The sequence below is a fragment of the Pseudoalteromonas sp. T1lg75 genome, from assembly GCF_002964705.1.
Lineage (GTDB): Bacteria > Pseudomonadota > Gammaproteobacteria > Enterobacterales > Alteromonadaceae > Pseudoalteromonas.
This window is the reverse complement of sequence record NZ_PQCD01000049.1, coordinates 156,639-178,793: the sequence shown is the minus strand read 5'-3', so window position 1 is coordinate 178,793 and position 22,155 is coordinate 156,639. Positions and strand designations below refer to the sequence as shown.

General features: G+C 51.8%; 21 protein-coding genes and 3 pseudogenes. 2 read left to right on the top strand and 22 right to left on the bottom strand.

Annotated features, from left to right (window positions below):
- Positions 1–23 precede the first annotated feature (23 nt).
- The 3 genes from C2M36_RS10975 to C2M36_RS10965 form a co-directional block, all read right to left on the bottom strand.
- Positions 24–617 carry a hypothetical protein gene (locus C2M36_RS10975; RefSeq protein WP_105254939.1) on the bottom strand — a complete coding sequence of 198 codons (594 nt, stop codon included), beginning with the start codon at positions 615–617 and terminating at the stop codon, positions 24–26.
- 121 nt (positions 618–738) lie between these two features.
- Positions 739–1,035 (bottom strand): hypothetical protein, encoded by a 297-nt coding sequence (locus C2M36_RS10970; protein ID WP_105254938.1) that lies wholly within the window; start codon positions 1,033–1,035, stop codon positions 739–741.
- Positions 1,036–1,577: 542 nt separating this feature from the next.
- Positions 1,578–3,008 (bottom strand): sigma-54 interaction domain-containing protein, encoded by a 1,431-nt coding sequence (locus C2M36_RS10965; RefSeq protein ID WP_105254937.1) that lies wholly within the window; start codon positions 3,006–3,008, stop codon positions 1,578–1,580.
- A gap of 345 nt (positions 3,009–3,353) precedes the next feature.
- On the opposite strand from C2M36_RS10965, the gene fliS reads away from it, so the two are divergent.
- Entirely contained in the window at positions 3,354–3,752 is a 399-nt protein-coding gene (fliS, locus tag C2M36_RS10960) for a flagellar export chaperone FliS (RefSeq protein WP_105254936.1), read from the top strand.
- Between the two features lies 1 nt (position 3,753).
- Positions 3,754–4,062 carry a hypothetical protein gene (locus C2M36_RS10955; protein WP_105254935.1) on the top strand — a complete coding sequence of 103 codons (309 nt, stop codon included), beginning with the start codon at positions 3,754–3,756 and terminating at the stop codon, positions 4,060–4,062.
- 58 nt (positions 4,063–4,120) lie between these two features.
- Here the strand turns inward: C2M36_RS10955 and fliD are convergent, their stop codons facing one another.
- From fliD to C2M36_RS10870, 19 genes and pseudogenes are all read right to left on the bottom strand, one after another.
- Positions 4,121–5,536 carry a flagellar filament capping protein FliD gene (gene fliD, locus C2M36_RS10950; RefSeq protein WP_105254934.1) on the bottom strand — a complete coding sequence of 472 codons (1,416 nt, stop codon included), beginning with the start codon at positions 5,534–5,536 and terminating at the stop codon, positions 4,121–4,123.
- Positions 5,537–5,558: 22 nt separating this feature from the next.
- A complete protein-coding gene (locus tag C2M36_RS10945; RefSeq protein ID WP_105254933.1) occupies positions 5,559–5,930 on the bottom strand; it encodes a flagellar protein FlaG in 372 nt (123 codons plus the stop codon).
- A gap of 107 nt (positions 5,931–6,037) precedes the next feature.
- A complete protein-coding gene (locus C2M36_RS17200) occupies positions 6,038–6,553 on the bottom strand; it encodes a flagellin (protein WP_442792653.1) in 516 nt (171 codons plus the stop codon).
- A gap of 519 nt (positions 6,554–7,072) precedes the next feature.
- Positions 7,073–7,483, bottom strand: a pseudogene (locus C2M36_RS17195) (flagellin N-terminal helical domain-containing protein); the annotation flags it as partial.
- A gap of 217 nt (positions 7,484–7,700) precedes the next feature.
- Entirely contained in the window at positions 7,701–8,303 is a 603-nt protein-coding gene (locus C2M36_RS17190) for a flagellin (protein ID WP_442792652.1), read from the bottom strand.
- 408 nt (positions 8,304–8,711) lie between these two features.
- Positions 8,712–9,122, bottom strand: a pseudogene (locus C2M36_RS17185) (flagellin N-terminal helical domain-containing protein); the annotation flags it as partial.
- Between the two features lie 282 nt (positions 9,123–9,404).
- On the bottom strand, positions 9,405–10,625 hold the full coding sequence (flgL, locus tag C2M36_RS10930) for a flagellar hook-associated protein FlgL (protein ID WP_105254930.1): 1,221 nt from the start codon (positions 10,623–10,625) through the stop codon (positions 9,405–9,407).
- Between the two features lie 5 nt (positions 10,626–10,630).
- Positions 10,631–12,628: a flagellar hook-associated protein FlgK gene (gene flgK / locus C2M36_RS10925; protein ID WP_105254929.1), complete on the bottom strand. Its 1,998-nt coding sequence runs from the start codon at positions 12,626–12,628 to the stop codon at positions 10,631–10,633.
- 3 nt (positions 12,629–12,631) lie between these two features.
- Positions 12,632–13,657, bottom strand: a complete 1,026-nt coding sequence (gene flgJ, locus C2M36_RS10920) for a flagellar assembly peptidoglycan hydrolase FlgJ (protein ID WP_105254928.1) — start codon at positions 13,655–13,657, stop codon at positions 12,632–12,634.
- 126 nt (positions 13,658–13,783) lie between these two features.
- The gene (locus C2M36_RS10915) at positions 13,784–14,878 is read right to left on the bottom strand and encodes a flagellar basal body P-ring protein FlgI (protein WP_105254927.1); all 1,095 of its coding nucleotides are present in this window, start codon (positions 14,876–14,878) and stop codon (positions 13,784–13,786) included.
- Between the two features lie 11 nt (positions 14,879–14,889).
- Positions 14,890–15,581 (bottom strand): annotated as a pseudogene (gene flgH, locus C2M36_RS10910) (flagellar basal body L-ring protein FlgH).
- Between the two features lie 12 nt (positions 15,582–15,593).
- Positions 15,594–16,382, bottom strand: a complete 789-nt coding sequence (gene flgG, locus C2M36_RS10905) for a flagellar basal-body rod protein FlgG (RefSeq protein ID WP_105190542.1) — start codon at positions 16,380–16,382, stop codon at positions 15,594–15,596.
- A 21-nt stretch (positions 16,383–16,403) separates the two neighbouring features.
- On the bottom strand, positions 16,404–17,147 hold the full coding sequence (locus C2M36_RS10900; protein ID WP_105254926.1) for a flagellar basal body rod protein FlgF: 744 nt from the start codon (positions 17,145–17,147) through the stop codon (positions 16,404–16,406).
- Between the two features lie 119 nt (positions 17,148–17,266).
- On the bottom strand, positions 17,267–18,628 hold the full coding sequence (gene flgE / locus C2M36_RS10895; RefSeq protein ID WP_105190544.1) for a flagellar hook protein FlgE: 1,362 nt from the start codon (positions 18,626–18,628) through the stop codon (positions 17,267–17,269).
- A 37-nt stretch (positions 18,629–18,665) separates the two neighbouring features.
- Entirely contained in the window at positions 18,666–19,343 is a 678-nt protein-coding gene (locus C2M36_RS10890; protein ID WP_105254925.1) for a flagellar hook assembly protein FlgD, read from the bottom strand.
- A gap of 14 nt (positions 19,344–19,357) precedes the next feature.
- Positions 19,358–19,780 carry a flagellar basal body rod protein FlgC gene (flgC, locus tag C2M36_RS10885; protein WP_105254924.1) on the bottom strand — a complete coding sequence of 141 codons (423 nt, stop codon included), beginning with the start codon at positions 19,778–19,780 and terminating at the stop codon, positions 19,358–19,360.
- A 2-nt stretch (positions 19,781–19,782) separates the two neighbouring features.
- Positions 19,783–20,193 (bottom strand): flagellar basal body rod protein FlgB, encoded by a 411-nt coding sequence (gene flgB, locus C2M36_RS10880; protein WP_105254923.1) that lies wholly within the window; start codon positions 20,191–20,193, stop codon positions 19,783–19,785.
- Positions 20,194–20,254: 61 nt separating this feature from the next.
- Entirely contained in the window at positions 20,255–21,097 is an 843-nt protein-coding gene (locus C2M36_RS10875) for a CheR family methyltransferase (protein WP_105254922.1), read from the bottom strand.
- Positions 21,098–21,144: 47 nt separating this feature from the next.
- Positions 21,145–22,077, bottom strand: coding sequence for a chemotaxis protein (locus C2M36_RS10870; RefSeq protein WP_105254921.1), 933 nt, complete (start codon positions 22,075–22,077; stop codon positions 21,145–21,147).
- Between the last annotated feature and the right edge of the window lie 78 nt (positions 22,078–22,155).

Here is a 22,155-nt window from a genome sequence, read left to right as displayed (position 1 = left end):
CGCTTGTTAGAAATCACAAGCACCTAGTATCCTGTTATGAAAATTAATGGGATATCTGGAGCCGAGGCTGGTTGAATTTCACATGAGATATTCGCTAGTTCTTTTTGCATTGGATTTTGGGAGGTAAGCCTGTCAGCTAGTAATGGATACATCGTTTTTATATGCTGCTTTGCTGATGTGAAATCCATTGAAACCTCATATTTATAGCTACTTTCATCTGCGTTAAGAACGATATCGCCAATATAAACAACAGAACCAGGAGGAGCGTCAAACACCATGGTATTACTACCTTCGCACGGGAAAAATAACTCACCTCCAATTCCGCTAGGCAAAATACCACCGATGCCGTAACTTTTTCCTCCAACTCTATTAGGAAGTTTGGCAACAATGTAACCTTTTTCAGGATAAGTATTTAATGTGACTGAACTTGTATCCCTCAACCATTTATTGCCTGCATTTTCTCCTTTGAATATATGTAACCTGTATTTTGGATGGACACCCAAAACTATAATTGAATCATTTTTAATATCAGCGTAGTTTCCGCTAGGACTTAAATTAGAAAAAGAAACACACCCTGAGATAAACAAAAATATTACTGCCCAAATTGATTTATACATCCATGCTCCAATTGATTTCTAACGCCTTACTAATGGGCGTAAAATGCTTGGCTAAAATTAGCGACGAAGGAGCGCAAGCCAAGCGCTTTACGTCCTTTTGAGTAACTTGTTAGCATGGCAGTTACTCCTCTTTTAATTGTGGTAGCCCAAGCTTGGACTCTAAACCTGCAAACTGCGCTTTTGTATAAGGGCCGAAAACAAACTCATTGTGTTCAGCGAACTTATGATCCTTAGTTTTATCAATATAAAAGTAAGAGCACGTGTTTTCTGGACAAGCGTATACGGAAATATATTTAGTGTTGGTTGCAATATATTTAGGCTCATCTACACGTCCGATGTAAGCTCCGTCACCTAATGAGTAACCTAGAGTTTTAGCGCCGTCTATATAGTAAACCTCATACGGTAGTTCTTTCCACACTGGAGAACAACCTGCTATGAACAATGACACTAATACTAAAATTACTCTCAAGACTTTCCCTGCGTGCTAACAGCTTATTATCAAGACCTTGCAAGGTCGTGTACTTCGTAAGCTAGATTACATTGGACGGTTTAAAAGTCCAACAGCTGCTGTTCTTTTAATATCCCAGCCAGATTATCAACATAAAAGGTGTTTACGTTTGAACGCCGATGTATCAGCCTAACCCCCTTACATTGCATCCGAAACAGGGGGCGAGAAGAGTAATCGGCAGCAGGACGCTGGCGAAAGCATGCTCGGGGCATGGACGCCTTGTGCATGCTGGTTACGTTCATTTCTCGTAACCTGGTGAGGAAATAATGCAATGTGGGGGCGCCTTGGGGTTCCAAGGGGTGGTTGGCGTAAACCACCCTTTGGTTGCCGTCGCCAACGCGACAAGATCTTAATGTGAAAACCACTGCCAAGTAAAAACAGCAACTTATATTTAAAACCACATTAATGCCAGAGGCTGCATCCAAAAAGCGCATCAGGCGGCGCGTCGCCCCCTAATCCCTATTAAGCTCATACTTCTTCATTTTCTCCACCAAGGTGGTACGGCGCACCCCCAAAATCTCGGCCGCTCTGGCCACCACATAGTCGTAGCGCTCCAGTGCCTGAGTGATCAGGCTGACCTCAAGCTCGCCTAAATAATCTTTCAGCTTGATACCGTCATCGGGCAACAGGCCCATATCGGCTTTACCATTACCCTCGCCTACAGTGTCTTCATCCTCGTCGATAAAGCCTTCGCCAAAGATGTCGTTTAACGCCTGGCGCTCGAGCAATTCTTCCGGGTACTCGGGCACAAAGGCTTCAACGTCTAAATGCTGGTATTTGCTCGGCAGGTCCGGCACATCCACCACCTGGTCGGGGAACATGATCACCATGCGCTCTACCAGGTTGCCCAGTTCACGGATATTACCCGGCCAGGTATGGGCTTGCAGACTGGCGATAGCGCGATCGGTAAATTTCACCCCCTGGCCACTGTGTTGTTGCAGGCGCTTGGTAAGCTCCTTAAGCAGCAGGCCGATATCTTCGGCGCGCTCGCGAAGCGCCGGGTTTTCGATGGGGAATACATTTAAGCGGTAGTAGAGATCTTCACGGAAATCGCCGCTACTGATCATCGCCTCGAGGTTACGGTGAGTGGCGGCAATAACGCGCACATCCGCCTGAATGGCCTTGGTGCCGCCAACGCGCTCATAACTGCGCTCTTGCAGCACGCGGAGCAGCTTAACCTGCATTTGCAATGGCATATCGCCGATTTCATCCAGGAATAGGGTGCCGCCCTGAGCCAGTTCGAAGCGGCCCTTGCGCGCCGAAATCGCACCGGTAAAGGCGCCTTTTTCATGACCAAACAGCTCACTTTCCAGTAACTCCGCGGGAATAGCGCCGCAGTTCACCGGCACAAACGGGCCGCTGCTGCGTCCGGATAGCTGATGGACATTACGCGCCACCACTTCCTTACCGGTCCCCGACTCTCCGAGGATCAGTACATTGGCATCGGTTTTCGCCACCTGGGAGATCAAAAAGCGGACATGATTCACCGCCTCGGTATCACCGACCAGACCATTAAAGGCTTTGGCATTCACATTGCTATTGCCACAGGGTTTAAGACGCACATATTGCTGGCAGTCATGCAGCAGCTGAGTGGTGACATCCTGGGAGAAAGGTTCACAGATCAGGCCGATAACATTGGCAATTTTCAGTAGCGGTTTTAGGGTTTGTCCCACCAGTAAAAAGGGTAATTCCGGATGGGCCTGGATCAGCTGTTCATGCTCGCCCTGGTTAAGAGCGCCCAGTACTATGATCGCTTCCTGGTATTGACCAACTTGCTCAGAGAGTTGCTCCAAGGTAATGATTTTATTAGCTTCACCTACAAAGGTTAACGCATAACTTAGGCCTTGGGCACGACTGCCGTTGTCATCAAGAATCAGGATCATCCTAGCGCCACTTATTTCAAAAGCTGTGGAAACAGGCCATCGATTGTATTGCAGTTAAGTGAGGATTCAAGTGCAATCGGCACTTTTTTGACATAGATGCCAAATACTCGCCATTCCTTTGCGCTAAAGCAATAATTAAGGATTAGTTTTTATCAAAGAAACCGCGAGACAGACAAATTTTCTGAGCCTGTTTTCTTAATCTTGTTAGAATAGCAGGCACACGGAGCAGGGTAAAATTGGCGGCAAATTTGGCCTCTTTTTTTATTTTTACGGCTCGCAACTTTACGCTCCTGGCTTGCTTTTTGCTTAATGCTTTAGTCTAGCTTTGAGAATCCGGAGGAAAACATGGCTCATTCTTCAATTAACAAGTATCGCCAGGTCAAGGTCAGCAGTGTGCGTGAGATGCGCCCATACGATCAGGTCAATCTGGTGTTTACCAACATCATCGGCAAACTGGCCGCGGCCAATGGCGCCATCGCCCGCAACGATCTAGTCACCAAGGGTGAAAACCTGTCCCATTGCATCACCTTGCTAGGCGCCTTGCAGGATGCCCTGGATATGGCACAAGGCGAGATCTCCGACAACCTGCACGCCCTGTATGATTTCTGTCAGCGCCGCTTAGTGGAAGCCAACATCAATAATGACGTGGAGATCATCAATGAAGTGTCGGGCCTGATTAAAACCATCAAAGAAGGCTGGGACACCATTCCCGCCGACGCTCGCGACGGCGCTGCCCACGTTTAAGATGATGGTGAACCGGCCCACCTTTAGCGACGACACCCTGAACACGCTAGTGCACAACCTGGCGCAGGCAATTGCTGCGCCGCCCGAGGATGAGCAACAGCTGTTGCAGGCCCAGCAGCGACTCGACGCCTATCTTAAAGACTTGTATGAAGGCCCAGGGCCCACGCCCGGGTTTGAGGAAACTACAGCGCTTAAACAGCTGATTGACGAGCTCACCGAGGCCGCTGTGCAAAAACGCCAACAGGCCATGGATGAGATACGGCGGCAAAAAAGCAATAACAAGGCCATTGCCAAGTATCGCTCGCTCTAACCGGGAGCAAAGGCGACCCCCATAAAAAAAGGAGTGCAAGCACTCCTTTTTTTATTCCTTAATCGGACTTTTTCACCACCCCGGGCAAGCTGTTCAATTGCTGCTGCAAATAATTGCCGGTGCTGTTCATATTGGCCACCAGCAAGTCCATGGCATTGTACTGCCTGAATAAACGGCTTTCTAACGAGGTCATCTTGTCCTGGAAGCGCTCATACTCGTCGTCAAGCTTATCCAGTTGCGCTTCGCGGCCATCAATACGCTGCTGCATAATGTCATCAAAACTACCCAGCACCTTGGTCAGGTCATTGGCGAAGCCGGACTCCCCATCGGCACCGATAAAGAAATTCTGCACCCGCTGTGGGTCGGCCTCAAGCTGGTCGTTAAGGGTATCGCTATCCAGGGTCAGCTTGCCGCTGCGCTCAGTGCGCACACCCAGCTCACCCAGCAAGATGGTTTCGCCATTGCCGGTGTCGTAGCCATTGCTAAACATGGAACGAATTTGATTCAGGGAGCTGCGCAGTAAGGAGTCCCCCACCAAGGGGCCACTGCCGTTTTCGCCGTCGGCCTTACCTAACTGGTTGGCCAAATCGACCAAGGCGTTAAATTTCTCGATAAAGGTATTGAGGCCCACGCTCACATTGCTGTTATTCTCGCGCACCTTAAGCTGGCTGATATCGTCATCGGCGCCATGAGCTTTCTTCACCTCGATATCGATACCGTCAATCACACCATTAAACTCATTGGTACTGCTTGTGGCGACAATGGTACCGTCGATGGTGATCGAGGCATCCTGAGCCGCAACCGTTTGCGTCAGGTTCTGTGCAAAAGTCGGTGAACTGGCATCCGCATCATAGGCAAAACGGGATAAGCCATTGGCATCTAGGCCGTTGCCATCGCCGCTGTCATCGACGGCCACGGTAATGGCGTTTTCCACACCGCTTTCCTTGCTCGACAGCACCAGGTGCTGACCACTGGCATCGGTGATGATGGTAGCAGTCACGGCGTCGTTGTCCTCGGCGTCGTTGATCTTGTCACGCAGTGCCTCAAGGTTGTCACCGGCGGCAACATCAACGGCAAAGGTATTGCCGCCCGAGGCAAAGGTCAGTGTGCCCTCGCCCACATCTTCATCGGCGGCTAAGGCGCCGGACATCAGCTTTTGTGACTGCGCCAGGGCGTTCACCTTAACCGAATAGCTGCCAAGGGCGGCGTCTTTATCCGAACTGACAGAAACAAAGTCGTCACCGCCGGAAATGCGGCGCTGCTGATATTTATCGATATCGGCCAAGGACTCCATGGCCGTTGCCAGATCCTCCATCGCGCCTTTGAGCGCGCCAATGGCGGAAATATCCGTGGTGAAGTTGGCCTGTTGTCTGGCCATGCGCTGCTCAAAGGGCACCTTTTCCGCATTAACTATGGCAGAAACTATGTCGTTAATCTGAACACCGGATCCTATACCGGTAAATGAAATCGCCATACTGGCCCCCTTTCGCTTGGCACTACACTTGTGAATCGATAAATACGCCCGGGGCTTGCGCCAGGCGGCCTACCACATCCAATACTTCTTGTGACGGATACTGCTTCACCAGCTCACCGCTGTTTTTATCAATGACCTGGATCACGTCACGCCCCGACTCTTCATGAACATAAAATTCGAGGCTCTTATTCATTTCGCTTACAAATGTCTGCAATTGCTGCGCCACTTTTTCTAACTGCTGTGAGGTAAGCGCTTCGGGAGCCAATAAAGTTTCTGGCTCTTCGTTTTCTGATTGTGGCTGCGTATTAACAATGGGCTCAGGTGAGGCATTAAGCTGTTTGATGGCCTGGGCGAGAGCAAAGTCCAGCTTGTTATCCATGTTGACCCTGTCCATACATCCTCCTAGCAGTTATTGTTCTTGGTAATGCTATGCAGTTAGAACGCAAAAAGGAAGGGCCAACCGACGCCTTCCTTTGTGCTTAGCTATTGCCGTTTGTGCCCTTAGCCAAGTAGGCTCAATGCAGCTTGTGGCAACTGGTTAGACTGAGCCAAGATAGACGTACCTGCTTGTTGCAAGATTTGGTTCTTGGTCAGAATCGCCGTTTCCGAAGCAAAGTCGGTGTCCTGAATACGGCTGCGTGATGCAGATACGTTTTCAGACACGTTCGATAGGTTCGAGATGGTGTGAGCAAAACGGTTTTGTACCGCACCCAGGTCGGCACGTTGTGAGTCGATTTGCGCCAAGGCCGCATCGATGGTGTTGATGGCGGCTTGGGCGTTAGAGCTGTCGTTGCCATCAATTTTAAGGCTTTCTACTGAGGTCAATGTACCTGTGCCACCGGTAGCAGCAAGATTTAAAATATCATCAACATCCGTACCAGAAATACCAATTTTTTCCGGAGATGAAAGTGTTAGCGTAGATGACACACTAATATTGTTATTGGTAGCACCGCCAGCAACCGCCACGCCACCCGTGACATTATTTGCAATCGTCGCTGTACCAGCTGTACCTGTCATCTGGATACCATCAACATTCTCTGCTTTCAAGGTTAAAGCACCATTTTCGACTACCGCATCATAGCCATCGGCTTGTAAGTCTTCAGCCAAGCGATCAATGTCACCGCCATAAGTCGCTAAATTATAGGTATCAACCGCCGCACCGCCTTTGCGTAATGTTATTGCACTATCGTCAGCCGATGTCAGGCCCGCAATGGTGACGTCTAGTTTCGCCGTAGCGGTAACCCCAGTGGCAGCGTCGTTAATTGCATCAGCAATGTCTGCCGCCCCCTTTCCAGTGACTTTACTATCATCAATCGTTACACCGTTTATGTTTAAACCAGCAGTAGCAACATTAGCCAAAGTTGTAGCCAAATCCGTTGTTGCAGTTGCAGCTGCGCCTGTAACTGCACCGGCGGCACTGCCCTTAACTTCATAAGCGCCAATGGCATCGGCTGACATATTACCCAAGGTTACATTAATGGTTTCATTGGCGTTGGCACCTACCTGGAACTGCTTGGTACCGAAAGAGCCGTCAAGTAAGCTGGTTTGACCGAACTTAGTGGTTTCGGCGATACGCGTTAATTCTTGTTGTAGCGAGCCTACTTCTTTTTGCAGCGCGGCACGGTCGTCGGCACTGTTTGAACCGTTCGCAGATTGAAGTGCCAGGTCACGCATACGCTGAAGGATGTTAGCAGATTCCTGCATCGCACCTTCTGCGGTTTGTGCCATTGAGATACCGTCGTTGGCATTACGCTGAGCCACACCCAGACCGTTGATTTGCGAGGTTAGACGGTTAGCGATTTGTAGACCCGCGGCGTCGTCTTTGGCGCTGTTGATACGCAGACCAGAAGACAAACGTTGCATTGACGTTTGTAGATCTGAGCTAGACTTGCCTAGGTTACGCTGGGCGTTTAACGAGGTGGTATTGGTATTTACTGATAAAGCCATGTTCAAACTCCTGATTACTGTCGTAATTCTTTAAGTCGTATTCACCAAGAGCCATCAACACTATTCTTGTTCCAGCTCCGTTCTGATTAGGTTAACGGCCGGCCAAAAAATAACTTTAACAATTTTTTTGAAAAATAATTAAATTCATATTTTTCATATAGATAAAAGCAAAAAACCGCGGATAGCCGCGGTTTTAATACCAAGGAATGGGAAAAAATTAGCCGCCCAAGAGACTGATTGCCGCCTGCGGCAACTGGTTCGCCTGCGACAGAATCGAGGTACCGGCCTGTTGCAGTATCTGGTTTTTAGTCAGATTCGCTGTTTCTACGGCAAAGTCGGTATCCTGGATACGGCTGCGCGAGGCGGACACGTTTTCCGATACATTGGCCAGGTTAGAGATGGTGTGACCAAAACGGTTTTGCACCGCACCCAGGCTGGCACGCTGCGAGTCGATTTGCGCCAGGGCCGCGTCTATGGTCTTGATGGCATCTTGGGCACCTGCAGAGGTCGAGCCGCTGATATCTATGCTCTCTACCGAGGTCAGTGCCGAAGTACCGCCAGCACCAATCACGCCAGAACCAAATAACTGATCGGCCGTGTTACCTGAAATACCGATTTTATCCGCCGAGCCCAGCTCCAAAGTTGAAGCCACGGCCGCAGAGCCGTTAGATGGAGCCGTCACACCGCCTAAATTAAAGGCCACACCAGCTTTGGTATCGGTCGAACTAATACCGTTTACACCGGTCGCCTTAAGGGTAATTTCGCCATTACCGCCGTTACCGTCGGCATCGAAAATAGCATCATAGCCATCGGCCAGCATGTCTTCCGCCAGACGCTCCATATCGCCGCCATAGGTGGCCAGATCATAGGTATCCGGACCAAGAGTCAACACCGCAGTTGCACCGGAAATACCACTGATGGTGGTTTCCAACACGGCTTCGGCATTGACGCCAATGCCTGCCTGGTTAATTGTTTCGGCGATATCCGCCGCACCTTCACCGCTGGTAACTACGATATCGGTGCCGTTAATATTCAAGGTGTCATTTGTGGTGGTGCCCAACAGGGTAGCAAGGTCACTTGTCGCAGTCTCTGTGCCTAAGACGGTACCGGCGCCGGTAATTTCATGGATGCCGATGGCATCGGCCGAGGTATTACCCAGGCTCACATTAATGGTTTCATTGGCGTTGGCACCCACCTGAAACTGTTTAGTCCCAAACGAGCCGTCCAACAGACTGGTGGTACCGAACTTGGTGGTTTCGGCGATACGGGTTAATTCTTGTTGGAGTGCCGCTACTTCTTTTTGCAGGGCCTTGCGGTCATCGGCGCTGTTTGAACCGTTCGCCGACTGCAAAGACAGGTCTCGCATACGCTGCAAAATATTGGCCGATTCCTGCATCGCTCCTTCGGCGGTTTGGGCCATGGAAATACCATCGTTGGCGTTACGCTGGGCCACGGTCAAACCGTTGATCTGCGATGTCAGGCGGTTGGCGATTTGCAGACCGGCGGCATCGTCTTTGGCGCTGTTAATACGTAGGCCTGACGACAGGCGTTGCATCGAGGTTTCCAGCGCTTGACCGGATTTTGATAGGTTACGCTGGCCGTTGAGCGACGCAACGTTCGTATTTACACTTAAAGCCATTTTACCATCTCCTAAGAGGTTTACCGTGGTTCTTACAAGTAAGGCGAACCACTTGGGATATTATTTCTTTAAACTCTATACACACACCGTGCCAAAATTATTTTTGCCTTATTAATCATAAACATAATATTTATTTTAAAAATTAGATAGTCAGCAACCAGCGCCCATTGTCAGCTTCTTGCCGCTTGTTTTGCCGGGTGGCAATAGTCTGACCGACGATAATAAAAAAGGACCCAGGGGGTCCTTTTGAAATCATCACCTGCGGCATAAGCCGACAGGGCGTTAACCGATATAATCAAACAGCGACAGCTTAGCCAGGCGGCCAAAGGTGGCCTGAGAGGCTTGCAAGGCGGTTTCATGTTGCGTCAATTCGCTGATGGCCGCGGCCATATCAACTTCCACCAGGTTAGAGCGCGCCGCCTGATTGTTGATCTCGCGGGCGCTGTTGCTGTCTTGTACTCGCTCCAGGGCGGTCATGCGTGCGCCCAAGGTAGCCTGGGTATAGACCACTTTTTCCGACGCGTTGCGCAAGCCCACATTGGCATCGGCGAGATTATGGTGGTATTGCTCATTGGTCAGCGAGCCATCTTCGAGGGTATTGATCAAATCACCCAGGGTATTTAAGACATTTTGCTTTTGCGGTGCCTCAAGGGTCACGCTGGCCGTGGTTTCCCCCTCATTAAGGGTCATATTAATGCCATTGAAGTCGATGGGTTCACCGCTGTAGTCGCCGCTTTGTAATACGGTGCCTGTGCTGTCGACTATTTCATATTGCTCGCTGGTCGTGCCCGGTGCCGGTGGCAGCACATTGATGGTAAAGCTGTTGTTGGCCGCAGTAACGTCATCATAGTTGGCCTGATGAAAGGCATCAAAGGCCCCCTGATCGGCAATAACCGCGATGCCTGTGCCTAAATCCGTATCGGCGATATTCAATCGTGCCGCAACCTTCTCAAAGGTGGTAAAGCCATTGTCGCTGGAATTGATTTTAACGTTATTGGCTATGGTGATCTGGTGCTGGCCCTGATCGCCCTGATACACATATTCGCCAGCCACGCTGTCGAATTTGTAGGCCTGACTGGCGTCCTGATAGCCAGAAAACAGGAATTTGCCGTCTTCCGTTTGCGTGTTCATCAGCTCGTATAAGGTTTTTTGCAGCTCTTTAAGCTCGCTGGCCAGGGCTTTTTTATCCTGCTCATTGAGGGCGCCGTTACCGGCACGCACCGCCAGCTCCTCGGCGTACTGAATCGTGGTATTGATATTTTGCAGCACGCTTTCCTGGGTGTTTAAGCGGCTGCTGAGCATATTGATGTTTTTCTCATGCTGCTCATTGATCTGTATTTTGTCGCCCAACAGCATGGCCTGAGCATAATCGCTGGGCGCCTGAGACGCGCTGCTGTATTTCTCGCCGGTGGCCACCTGGTTCTGCGCCTGCAACACATCCGATTGCTTACTCAATAACTGGTTCAGGCTGTTTTGATAAAACATATTATTTGATAAACGCATAGCAGTTACCTCGCAGAGCTAAGCAGGGTGTCAAAAACGGTTTGGGCGGTTTGCAAAATACGGGCCGACGCCGAGTAGCTTTGTTGAAAACGCAATAAATTGGCGGCTTCTTCGTCGAGGTTGACCCCGGACAGCGACTCGTACCAGGCATTAGACTGGGCTTCCAAGGCACTGAAGGCGCCAAAGCTGGTTTGTGCCTGCGCCGTCACCATGCCGATATCACTCACTGTCCCGGCATAGGCCTGGTTGAAGGTTTTGCCATTGCTGCCATCGTTTTGGGCATTCACGCTTTGACGCACCAGATTCTGGTTTTGCAAATCCGCCAGGGCCTGGCCGTTGCGGTTATCATCAAAGCCCTGCTCATTAAATTCGACGCTAAAGCTATCGCCCACCTCGGGCGTGCCTTTAATATCAAAATCAAAGCCATAGGCATCAAAAGGCGCACCGGCCTGGGCGAGAATACCGTCTTTTGGGTCGCTCAAGGTAAAGGTCACCGAATTGGCACTGTCGGACAGGGTGTATTGATCCGGATCTGCCACCTTGGTCAGGGTCAGCTCGCCGTTGGCCAGACTTGGTGGCGGTCCGGGTAGGAAGCCGGTGCCAATACTGGTTACCGAGCCGGCGCTAATGCTGGCCTCGGAGTTATTATTAATATTCGTTTCGGTGCGTATGGGCGAGGCCAGGGCCAGGTCTTCTCCCTGGTCGGTGGCCAGGGTCAGCTGGCTGGCGGCGGCACTATTGAGCTTGATATCCACCTTATCGCCAATCGCGCCCAGGGTACTGACATTAATTTGCAGGCCGAAAGAGTCATTGCCACCAAAGTCCACATCGCCATTGGCGGCTATGGTGGCCGCCGATGCGGTGCCTATGGCATTGCCGGAAGCGTCTATGGGTTGCACCAGAACATCGTTGGCACCGGGACCGGTAAACTCAAGGCGAAAATCACTGGCGGGAATATTGGTGCCCTGCCCGGGCGCTAAGGTAGCACTGAGTTCGGCGTTGCTGTTGCCATGGGCCAGACCGGCCACGCTTGGCAGAGTGAAGAGATCGCCCCCAAGCTCACCATTGCCCGCCATACCCAGGGCATTTTGCTGGTTAAAGGCATCGGCAAAGGACAAGGCCATTTGCCCAAGCTGGGTTTGCGCCGGAATCAGGATCTCATCACGATAGGCCAGCACCCCGCCAATTTCACCCTTCAGGGTATTAGGGTCGATATCGATGGCGATGGCTTTGCCATCTTGCACATCGAGCTTGAGCTCCATCTTGCTGGGATCTGGGTCCCCTTGCAAAGAAAACATATTAAAGGTGCCGTTTTCCATCACCAGGGACTCACCCGTGCTCATAAACACCAGCTTCTCGCCATGAGGGCCATCGGTGGTTTCGATATTCACCAGGGCCGAGAGCTCCTTGATCGCCAGATCACGCTCGTTATACAGGTTGCTGGCACTGGCCTGGGTATCACTGCCATGCACGGCGGTGATCTTGCTGTTAAGCTCGCTGATTTTTTCAATCAAGCCATTGGCTTCTTCGCTTAAACCGTACAGCTGCTCATTGACCGCCTGCTGTTGCTCGTTGAGCGCCCCCGACAGAGTATGGAGCTGATCGACAAAGCCCTGGGCATTGCTGAAGAACAAGGACCGGGTAGTGCTGTTCGCCGGCTGGTTCAACGCCTCTTGCAAGTTATTAAAAACATTATTAATTTGCGTTGATAAGCTGGTCGATTCCTCGGAAAACATGGTGTCCACGCGGCCGGCATCGGCGGTAAAACGCTCGAAAAAAGCCCGGTTTGAGGTATCGCGATTAAGCTGCTGCTGGGCAAACTCATTAAGCAGGCGATAGGTTTCACCGCGGCCAATTTGATTGTCTATGGTGCCGCCGTGCTCGGTGCGCTCACGCACATAACCGGCGGTATTCACATTCGCTATATTCTTACTGGCGGTATTGAGCAGCTCGGTGCTGGCACGGATGCCAGAGCTGGCAATATTAAGTAAGTTAAAAGACATACCTTAGTCTCCAATGCCTGGTAGCGAGCCTACCAGGGCCTTTAATTCGGGTTGAGCAAGAACGCGCTTCACTTTAGTGGCATAGTTGGGGTCGGTGGCATAACCGGCCGCACTGATGGCATCGATAAAGGCGGCAGGCTTATCGGCCACCGCCAGCGCCTGTTGATATCTGGGATTGCTTTGTAAAAACGAAACAAAATCGTCAAAGCTTTGTTGCAAGGAGTCATACATGCGAAACGGCTCATTGCGTTTTACAGCCACACCTTGCTCATACTCCACCGTGGTTTTAGCGGTGCTGGCTCCTTGCCAGTCACGGTGGGCCTTGATGTTAAAGAGGTTATTAGAGCTCTCGCCGTTGGCGGATTGAATGATGTGCTTACCCCAGCCGGTTTCCAAAGCCGCCTGCGCTACCATCACCCCGGGATGTACGCCAATTTTTGCCGCCGCCTGACGGGCAAATTGCCACACGCCCTCGATAAAGTCCTGCGCCCCTTGGAAGCTCGGCGTCTCGGTCTTGGTGTCGGCTATGGTCTCGGCTATGGTCTCGGCTATGGTCTCAGCCCTGGTATCAGCCTTTACCTCGGCTGCCACCTGACGATTGACGGATGCAGCCTGCACCTGAGTGTCTGCGCCTTTAACCGAGCGAGCACCTGCCACCTGCGGCATACGCAACACCTCGGCCGGAACATATTTGCCCTGCTCTGGCGAGAGCTGCTGCACTATGATATCCGCCAAGCCTAAGGAACCGTTTTTCGACAGCTCGCTGGATAACTGCTGGTCGTGCATGTCCTGAAAATATTTGACACTGCTGGCGTTAAAAGGGCTGTTTTCATCCTCAAAAGCGGCATTTGCCTGACGCATGCTTTTAAGCAGCATTTGCGTAAAGATTGACTCAAACTGCTGTGCCGCCTGCTTCAGTGCCGCGCGCTCACCCTCACTGCCCTTGGGCTGCTTGAGGGCATCCTGACGCAACCTGTCTAGGCTGGTTAGGTCAAATACACTTTGTTGTTGTAGTTGGTTGGCATCCATTGTGCTGACGAGATTAAAACCATGTGAGCAATTAATGCTGCTAACAATGCAATTTGTATACCAACAGCCAATAAAAAAGCCCGCAATCACGGCGGGCCTTTTTATCAGTAGATCAATTACCTGGGCTTAAATCACCACCAACTGACCATTAATGGCGCCGGCTTCTTTGAGCGCTTCTAGAATTGCCATCAGATCGCCCGGGGCGGCGCCCACCTCGTTTATGGCTCGCACCAGGTCATCCAGGCTCACGCCAGGGTCGAATACGAAGGCGCGCGAGTCGTCTTGCTGAACATCGATAATGCTTTGATTGGTCACCACTGTCTGGCCGCCGGCCAGGGCATTAGGCTGCGACACCTGGGCATTCTCGGCGATGGTCACGGTAAGACCACCATGGGTAATGGCCGCCGGCTGCAATTTGACGTTTTTGCCTATCACTATGGTGCCGGTGCGCGAATTAACTATAATTTTCGCGGCATTGTCGGCGGGCTCAAACTCGAGATTTTCCAAGGTCGATAAATAGGCGACCCGTTGCGCCATGTCCCGCGGCGCCAACACCCGCACCGAGGCGGCATCCATAGCGGTGGCGGTATCGCCGCCGAGCAGATTATTAATGGTATCGGACAGGCGTTTTGCGGTGGTGAAATCCGGGCGATTAAGGTTAAAGGTAATATAGTCGCCTTGGGTAAAGGGGCTGGGAATAGCTCGCTCGACCGTAGCCCCATTGGCAATGCGCCCCACCGTTGGGGTATTGATCACCACCTGACTGCCATCAAGACCCTCGGCGCCGAGACCACCGACGACCAGGCTGCCCTGAGCCAGGGCATACACATTTCCGTCGATACCCTTTAAGAAGGTTTGCAACAGGGTGCCGCCACGCAGGCTTTTGGCGCTACCGATGGAAGACACGGTAACATCCATGGTTTGCCCCGGCTTCATAAAGGCCGGCATATCCGCATGCACGGCAACGGCGGCAACGTTTTTAATCTTGGGCTGCAAATTGGCCGGCAAAGTAATGCCGAAACTATTGAGCATGGCCTTAAAGCTTTGCTGGGTATAGCGGTTTTTCTCACCGGTGCCGGGAAGACCCACCACCAGACCATAACCCACCAATTGGTTGCTTCGTACGCCCTCGACCATGGCCACATCCTTGATGCGCTCGGCCTGAGCCGGCAGGCTTGCCACAGTTACGAGTGTGGCGATGATGACGCTAAACCATTGCATATTGATACTCCTTAAAACGGAAACAACGAGCCCATAAAGAAGCGCGATAGCCAACCGGCACTTTGCGCTTCCTGCATGTCGCCCTTACCCGAATACTGAATGCGGGCATTGGCAATGCGGTGCTTTCCACCGTATTTTGGGCGCTGACATCGGTCGGGCGCACTATGCCCTCTAGGCGAATAAACTCCTGACCGGTGTTTAAGGTGAGCCATTTTTCACCGCGGATCACCAGATTACCGTTAGGCAACACCCGCATCACGTTAACCGAGATATTGCCGGCTAAGCTGTTCGATTGATTCGACTTGGCATCGCCGGTAAAGGCTGCGTTGGATTTTACTCCCAGCTCTATGCTGTCGCCGCCGATATTCACCGGGTTGCCACCAAGACCAATAACCGGGTCCAGACCCACTTCGGTTTCCTTATCGGTTTCGGTTTTTGCCGTTTTTGACGCCTGGGTCGACTCGCGCAGCACCACGGTAATGATGTCACCGGTACGCAACGCCTTTTGATCCGCATACAGATCATTGGCCAACACGGGGTTAAACAAGCCCCCGTTATTGTTGATGTTTTGCGGCGCCTGCTGCGGATACATGGGGGCATAATAGGGATCATCCGCTACCACTGTGGCATTTTGTGTCGTTTCGCAACCGCTTAATGCCAGGGTAGCCGACACACCGGCCGCCAACCATAAAGACCTAGTCATCATAATGCTGCCTTAGAGTTGCTGGTTAATGTAGCTCAACATCTGGTCCACGGATGAAATCACCTTGGAGTTCATCTCATACACGCGCTGGGTTTCAATCAGGTTCACCAACTCCTCGGTGACATTCACGTTGGAGGTTTCCAGTGCCCCTTGAACTATGATGCCAAGGCCATCAACACCCGGGTTACCCTGTACCGGCGCACCACTGACGGCGGTTTCGGTATAGAGGTTTTGACCCATGGGTTCCAAACCGGATGGGTTGATAAAGTCGCTGATCACCAGCTGGCCGATCACTACGTTATCCGCCTGACCGGCGATGCGCACCGAGACCTCCCCGTCTTGCGAGATGGTCAGTGACTGGGCATCGTCGGGTACGTTCATTTCCGGTTGCACCGGGAAGCCGGCACCACTGGTGACGATACGGCCGTCTTCATCCGTGGTGAATTGGCCGTTACGGCTGTAGGCAATATTGCCATCGGGCAGTAATACCTCGAAAAAACCCTGGCCCTGGATCATCCAGTCCATGGAGTTTTCGGTACTCAGCATATTACCCTGAGAAAAGTTCTTTTGGTTTGCTACCACCTTGGCACCAGCGCCAAGCATCAGGCCCGAAGGCATTTCCGTGTCCTGGGACGAACGCCCGCCCGGTTGATTAATATTTTGATAGAGCAGGTCTTCAAAAATGGCGCGGCTCTTTTTGTAGCCCACCGTACTCGCGTTGGCGAGGTTGTTGGAAATCACCGAAATATCGGTTTGTTGGGCATCAAGCCCGGTTTTACTGATCCACAATGCTGGGTTCATATTATTAACTCCTCGCTAAGGCTAAACGATGCGCAGCAATGATTCGGCGCGCTGATCATTTTCTTCGGCGGTTTTCATTAGCTTGACTTGTAATTCGAATTGGCGTTGATGGCTGATCATGTCCACCATTTCATGGACCGGATTGACGTTGGATGTTTCCAACGCTCCGGGGATAATGGAAACCTCGGCGGAAACGTCAATGTTTTGACCTTCGCGGCCACGAAACAGGCCATCATTGCCTTTTTCGACCTGGCGACCGCTGGCCTGCACTATTTTCAGCCTGTCCACTTCCTCTAGAAAGTTGGCCGGCGCGCCCTGGGGGCGAACCTGTATGGTGCCATCCTTACTAAAGCTGACTTTTTCTATGGGCAGGGGCAGAATAATTGGGCCGCCCTCGCCCACCACCTGGCGACCTTCACGATCCACCAGCAGGCCTTCTTGGGTGACACTCAGCGAGCCGGCCTTGGTGTAGGCCTCGCTACCGGCATCATCGAGCACAGTCAACCAGCCCTGCTCGCTCATGGCGATATCGAGATCGCGTCCGGTAGCGGAAATACCGCCGGCACTGGTGTTGGTTCCGGCACGCTCCTGCAAGGCGAAGACCCGGGTCGGCAACCCTTCACCAAAGGCCTGCATCGACCGCGCCTGAGCAATATCGGCTTTAAACCCCGTGGTATTGGCATTGGCCAGGTTATTACTCTTAACCGCCATCCCCAACAGGCTTTGTTTGGCGCCGGAAGTTGCTATATACAGCATTTTATCCATTGGCTTGCTCCCACAATTCTTAACTAGGGTAGGAAAAGCAAGATTAATACCAACAATGACGACAAAATAAGGACACAAAAAAGACCACGTAAACGTGGCCTTAATAATCTCAACTACCCTTAGCGGATCTGCAGGATATTCTGCTGCAATGTTGAGTTCACTTCCAGCGCCCGCGAGTTGGCCTGGAAGTTACGCTGTGCGGTGATCAGGTCCACCAGCTCGTTGGTCAGGTTGGTGTTTGACTGCTCCAGCGCCGAAGAGTTAATGGTGCCCAGGGTACCCGTACCCGGCTCACCGGCGATCGGCTCACCGGATTCAATACTTTCTTTCCAGCCGGTATTACCCACTTGCTGCAAACCTTGTGAGTTCGGGAAGCGCACCATGGCGACCTGGCCCAGGAAGGTGGAATCGCCATTACTGTACGACGCCACAACCTTACCGTCGGTGCCAATATCGATGCCCGCAAGACGACCTACGGTCGAGCCGTCTTGCTCCAGGGCTTTCACTTCAAAGCGGCTGGCATACTGAGTCGGTACCTTGTTGGCTGTATTACCCTCATCGCGCCAGTTCAGCTCCACACCCGAGTCCGGGAAGGTGGCGCCATTGTCTAACAGAGTCGACAAGCCGGTGCCCGGTCCTGCCGGCAGCGTAACCTCATCGAAGGTGCTCGGGGTCACATTCGGGTTGCCATTGGTGGTCGCCGGTAAGCCACTGGAATCAAAGCCAAACTCAACCAAAGGCGTGAACGGCGAAGCTGGTTGCTCGGCGCCCGTGCCCGGATCGATGACCTTGCCATCCATAGTCGCATACACTTCCCACTCGTTAGGCGCCGTGGCCGGGTCTTTTTTAACGAAGAAATACTGCAGAATATGCGGCTCACCCAGCGAGTCATACACAGTGGTCGAGGTCGACGAGTTATAGGTGGCACGGTCGGTCGGCTCAAATACTAGGCCCGGGGCATCGGCGGTGGCATCCAGGTTAAAGGATGAATACACGTTTTGTGTGGCGCGCGGCGAACCGGATGCATCGGGGATCTGGATCGGGTTAGCGGTGCTTAGGCTCACCGATGAGGTATCACCTGAGCTGGGGTCGACCGGGAAGCTTTGCAAGAAGTTACCCTTGGCATCGACCATAAAGTTATCGTCGTTAAGCTTAAAGGCACCGGCACGGGTGTAGGTCATGTCTTGCGACGCCAGGCTGTCGGTCATGGCAAAGTAGCCGTCGCCGGTGATCGCCAAATCCAGGGCATTGTTGGTAAATTTAAGTGAGCCCTGGTGGAACTGCTGCGCCACCATGGTGGTTTGCACACCGTCGCCGCTTTTGGTTTTGCCGGCACTGAATACCGAAGCCGCATACACATCGGCAAATTCGGCACGTGACTCTTTAAAGCCCGTGGTATTGACGTTGGCAATGTTGTTCGCGGTAACGTCCAAGTCTTTCTGGGCTGCAGCAAGCCCGGTTAATGCGATATTGAAACTCATGTTTCACCTCTTCGATTAGTGCCTAACGGCGCAGCTGTTACACAGAAATTTCCGCTACCTCAGATAGTCGCACCGCGCCCTCTTTGGTATTGACGATAATTCCATTTGCGCCATTAATATTGACGCTCTCAATATTCTTAAAGGTTGCCAGGGGCAAGGCGTTAAATTCGCCATTGATGCTGCCCTCGGCGACAATTTGATACTCGCCCGGCGGGAATGGCTGACCATCTGCGTCCAGGCCGTCCCACTCAAAACGAATAGCACCGGCACTTTGCGCACCTAAATCCACGGTATCGATAATTTGTCCGCTGCTATCTTTTATGGTCAGGGTCAGGTTATCCACCGTATCCGGTGCCAATACCGTACCCTTACTTACTTCACCGCTGTTAAGCTCTATGGTGTCCGACTCCAACAGCGCCTTCTTGCCAACCAGAGTTGAAGCCTGTAAGGCGGAGTTAGAAGTCATGGAGGCCGCCAAGGAAGCAAAGTTCTCGTTAAGCTTGGAGATCCCCTCGGCCATGGTGAAGTTGGTCATCTGTGCAATCATCTGGTCGTTATCCGCCGGTTTACTCGGGTCCTGATAAGACAATTGCTGAGTCAGCAAGCTGAAAAAATCTTCTTGCGTTAACTCATCATTTTTTTCCTCTGTCTTGGGCTGGTTATCGTTCCAATATAACGACCCTAATCCCGAGGTTGATTGCACATTATTGCTCATGCTCTATCCTCACTTTACCCGCGACCAAGCTGCAATGTTTTGGTGAGCATTTGCTTGGCTGAATCGGCGATTTGCACATTGGTCTGATAGGAGCGCGAGGCAGAAATCATATTGGCCATCTCTTCCACCACATTAACATTGGGTTTGTAGATATAGCCTTTGGCATCCGCCATGGGGTGATTGGGGTTGTACTCGACCTGCAATGGCTTATCGCTTTGCACCACACCCAATACCTTCACGCCTACAGACTCACCATGCTCTTTACCCAGGGCTTGCTGCAATTGGGCAGCAAACACGGGCTGGCGAGCACGGTAGGTTTGTTCCACAGAGGAGCTCACCGAGTTGGCATTTGCAAGGTTACTGGCGGTGGTGTTGAGACGCACATTCTGTGCACTCATCGCCGAGCCGGCAACATCAAAAACATTAAATAAACTCATGGTTATGCTCCTTGACCGCCTAGCGCTTTCTTAAGACCTAAAATCTTGCCGGTCATAAAACTTAGGCTGGCCTGATACTCTATGGCATTCTGTGTATACAAGTTCCGTTCCACCTGTACATCAACAGAGTTACCATCACCTGTATCTGTTTGATTTGGAACGCGAAATTTAGCAAACCCAGCGTTCATTTGCGTGCCTGCATGCAGGTGATCCGGGTGCGTGGTGGTGAGTCGATTGCCGCTTAGCTGCCCACTTTTTGCCGCTTTTAGGGCGGTGGCAAAATCGATGTCTTTGGCCTTGTATCCCGGGGTATCTGCATTGGCAATATTCGACGCCAGGAGCTCGGCGCGTTGCGAACGTATAAGCATCGCCTGGGGATGAACCCCAAACGCTTTATCAAAGCTAATAGCCATAGCCTCTCCAAATTTTTGACTGTGGAAAGGGCTACAGCAATTCTTATACCATAGATTTTAACTATATGTTTTTATGTGTTTTTTGGTAGATGATACCGGGATTGCAACGCAGCATAGTGAAATCGTTACTGAGCCCAGTCATGGACTCGCTGGCGCCGAGCAGAAGGTAGCCGCCGGGGTTCAGGGCCTGGGCAAACTGGGCAATAATTTTGGCCTTCACTTCGGGGGCGAAGTAAATCAGCACATTGCGGCAAAAGATAATGTCGAACTTGCCCAGTAAGGCATAGGAGTCGAGCAGATTAAGATGGCGAAAGCTGACCATGCGCTTGATATGGTCGTTGACCCGGGCCATGCCGTTATCGCCATCGATAAAGAACTTACGACGACGCTCGGCGCTAAGGCCTCGGGCTAAAGCCAGGGCGTCATACTCACCCTTTTTACACATCTCCAGCATGCTGTTGGAAATATCGGTGCCGACGATTTGCACATTGGGATTCAGCGCACCGGGGCGGCTTTGCTGATATTCGGCCAAGGTCATGGCGATGGAGTAAGGTTCCTGGCCGGAAGAGCTGGCCGCCGACCAGATCTTTAATGGTCGCGCCAGGCCTTTAAACTCGGGTAACAGCCGGTTCTTCAGTAATTCGAACGGATATTGATCGCGAAACCACAAGGTTTCGTTGGTGGTCATGGCATCCACCACGGCGGCACGAAGTTGCCGCTCATGGGGACTCAAGGTTTTGTGCACCAGCTGCGACAGGGTATCGACACCAAAGCGTGCCATCAAGGGAGCCAATCGGCTTTTAACCAGATACTGTTTGCTGTCGCCGAGCACTATGCCGCATTGCTGCTCTAAAAAGGCACGAAACTGATTATATTCGTTAAGCTGTAAGTGCTTATTTTCCAATCTATGACTCACTTAGTGGTGATTAACCAGGATGGGCAACACGGACCTTAGTCGTTGTGCACCCATTTTTTTACCGCACTCGCTAACTCGTCCGGATTAAATTTAGCGATAAAGTCATCGGCGCCGACCTTCTCAATCATGGCGCGGTTGAACACCCCACTTAAGGAGGTATGCAAGATCACATGCATGGGCGCTAGTTTGGGGTCCGCTTTCACCTCGGCGGTTAAGGTATAGCCGTCCATCTCCGGCATTTCCACATCGGAGATCAACAGTGCCACCCGTTCGGTAATGGTCTTTTGGCAATCAAGCTCGGCAATTTCCTTAAGACGCATCAGCGCTTCTTTGCCATTTTTGGCCAGCTCGGTTTGCACCCCAAGCGGCTCCAGTGCCCTTGTTACCTGATTACGTGCCACCGCCGAGTCGTCGGCGATAAAGACGATGCGCTCGCCAATATCCCGCTGCATTTCGCCGTCGTCGGCAATGCCCTGGCTGACTTCGGTATTAACCGGACTTATCTCGGCAAGGATCTTCTCCACATCGAGGATCTCAACGAGTTCCTTGTCTATCTCGGTGACGGCGGTCAAATAGGAATAGCGACCAGCTCCCGAGGGGGGCGGCATGATGTTTTCCCAATTCATGTTGACGATGCGCTCGACGCCACCGACCAAAAAGCCCTGCACCGAGCGGTTGTACTCGGCGATAATGACAAAACAATCCTGAGTATCGGTGATCGCTGGGCCGCCCACGGCCATCGACAGGTCTATAACGGAAATAGTTTGCCCGCGAATATGAGCAACGCCGCGAATATAGGGATTACTCTTGGGCATTTTGGTGAGCGCGGGACACTGCAAAACTTCGCGCACCTTAAACACATTGATGCCAAAGCGCTGACGCCCCTTAAGTTTAAACAGCAAGAGTTCAAGGCGATTTTGACCCACCAGCTGGGTGCGTTGATTGACAGAATCTAAAATGCCAGCCATCGGGGCCCTCCTAGCATTGACTTAAAACTACAGATTTGCGCCAGTATGCGCCAGATAGGAACGCTTTTTGCTTTGAGC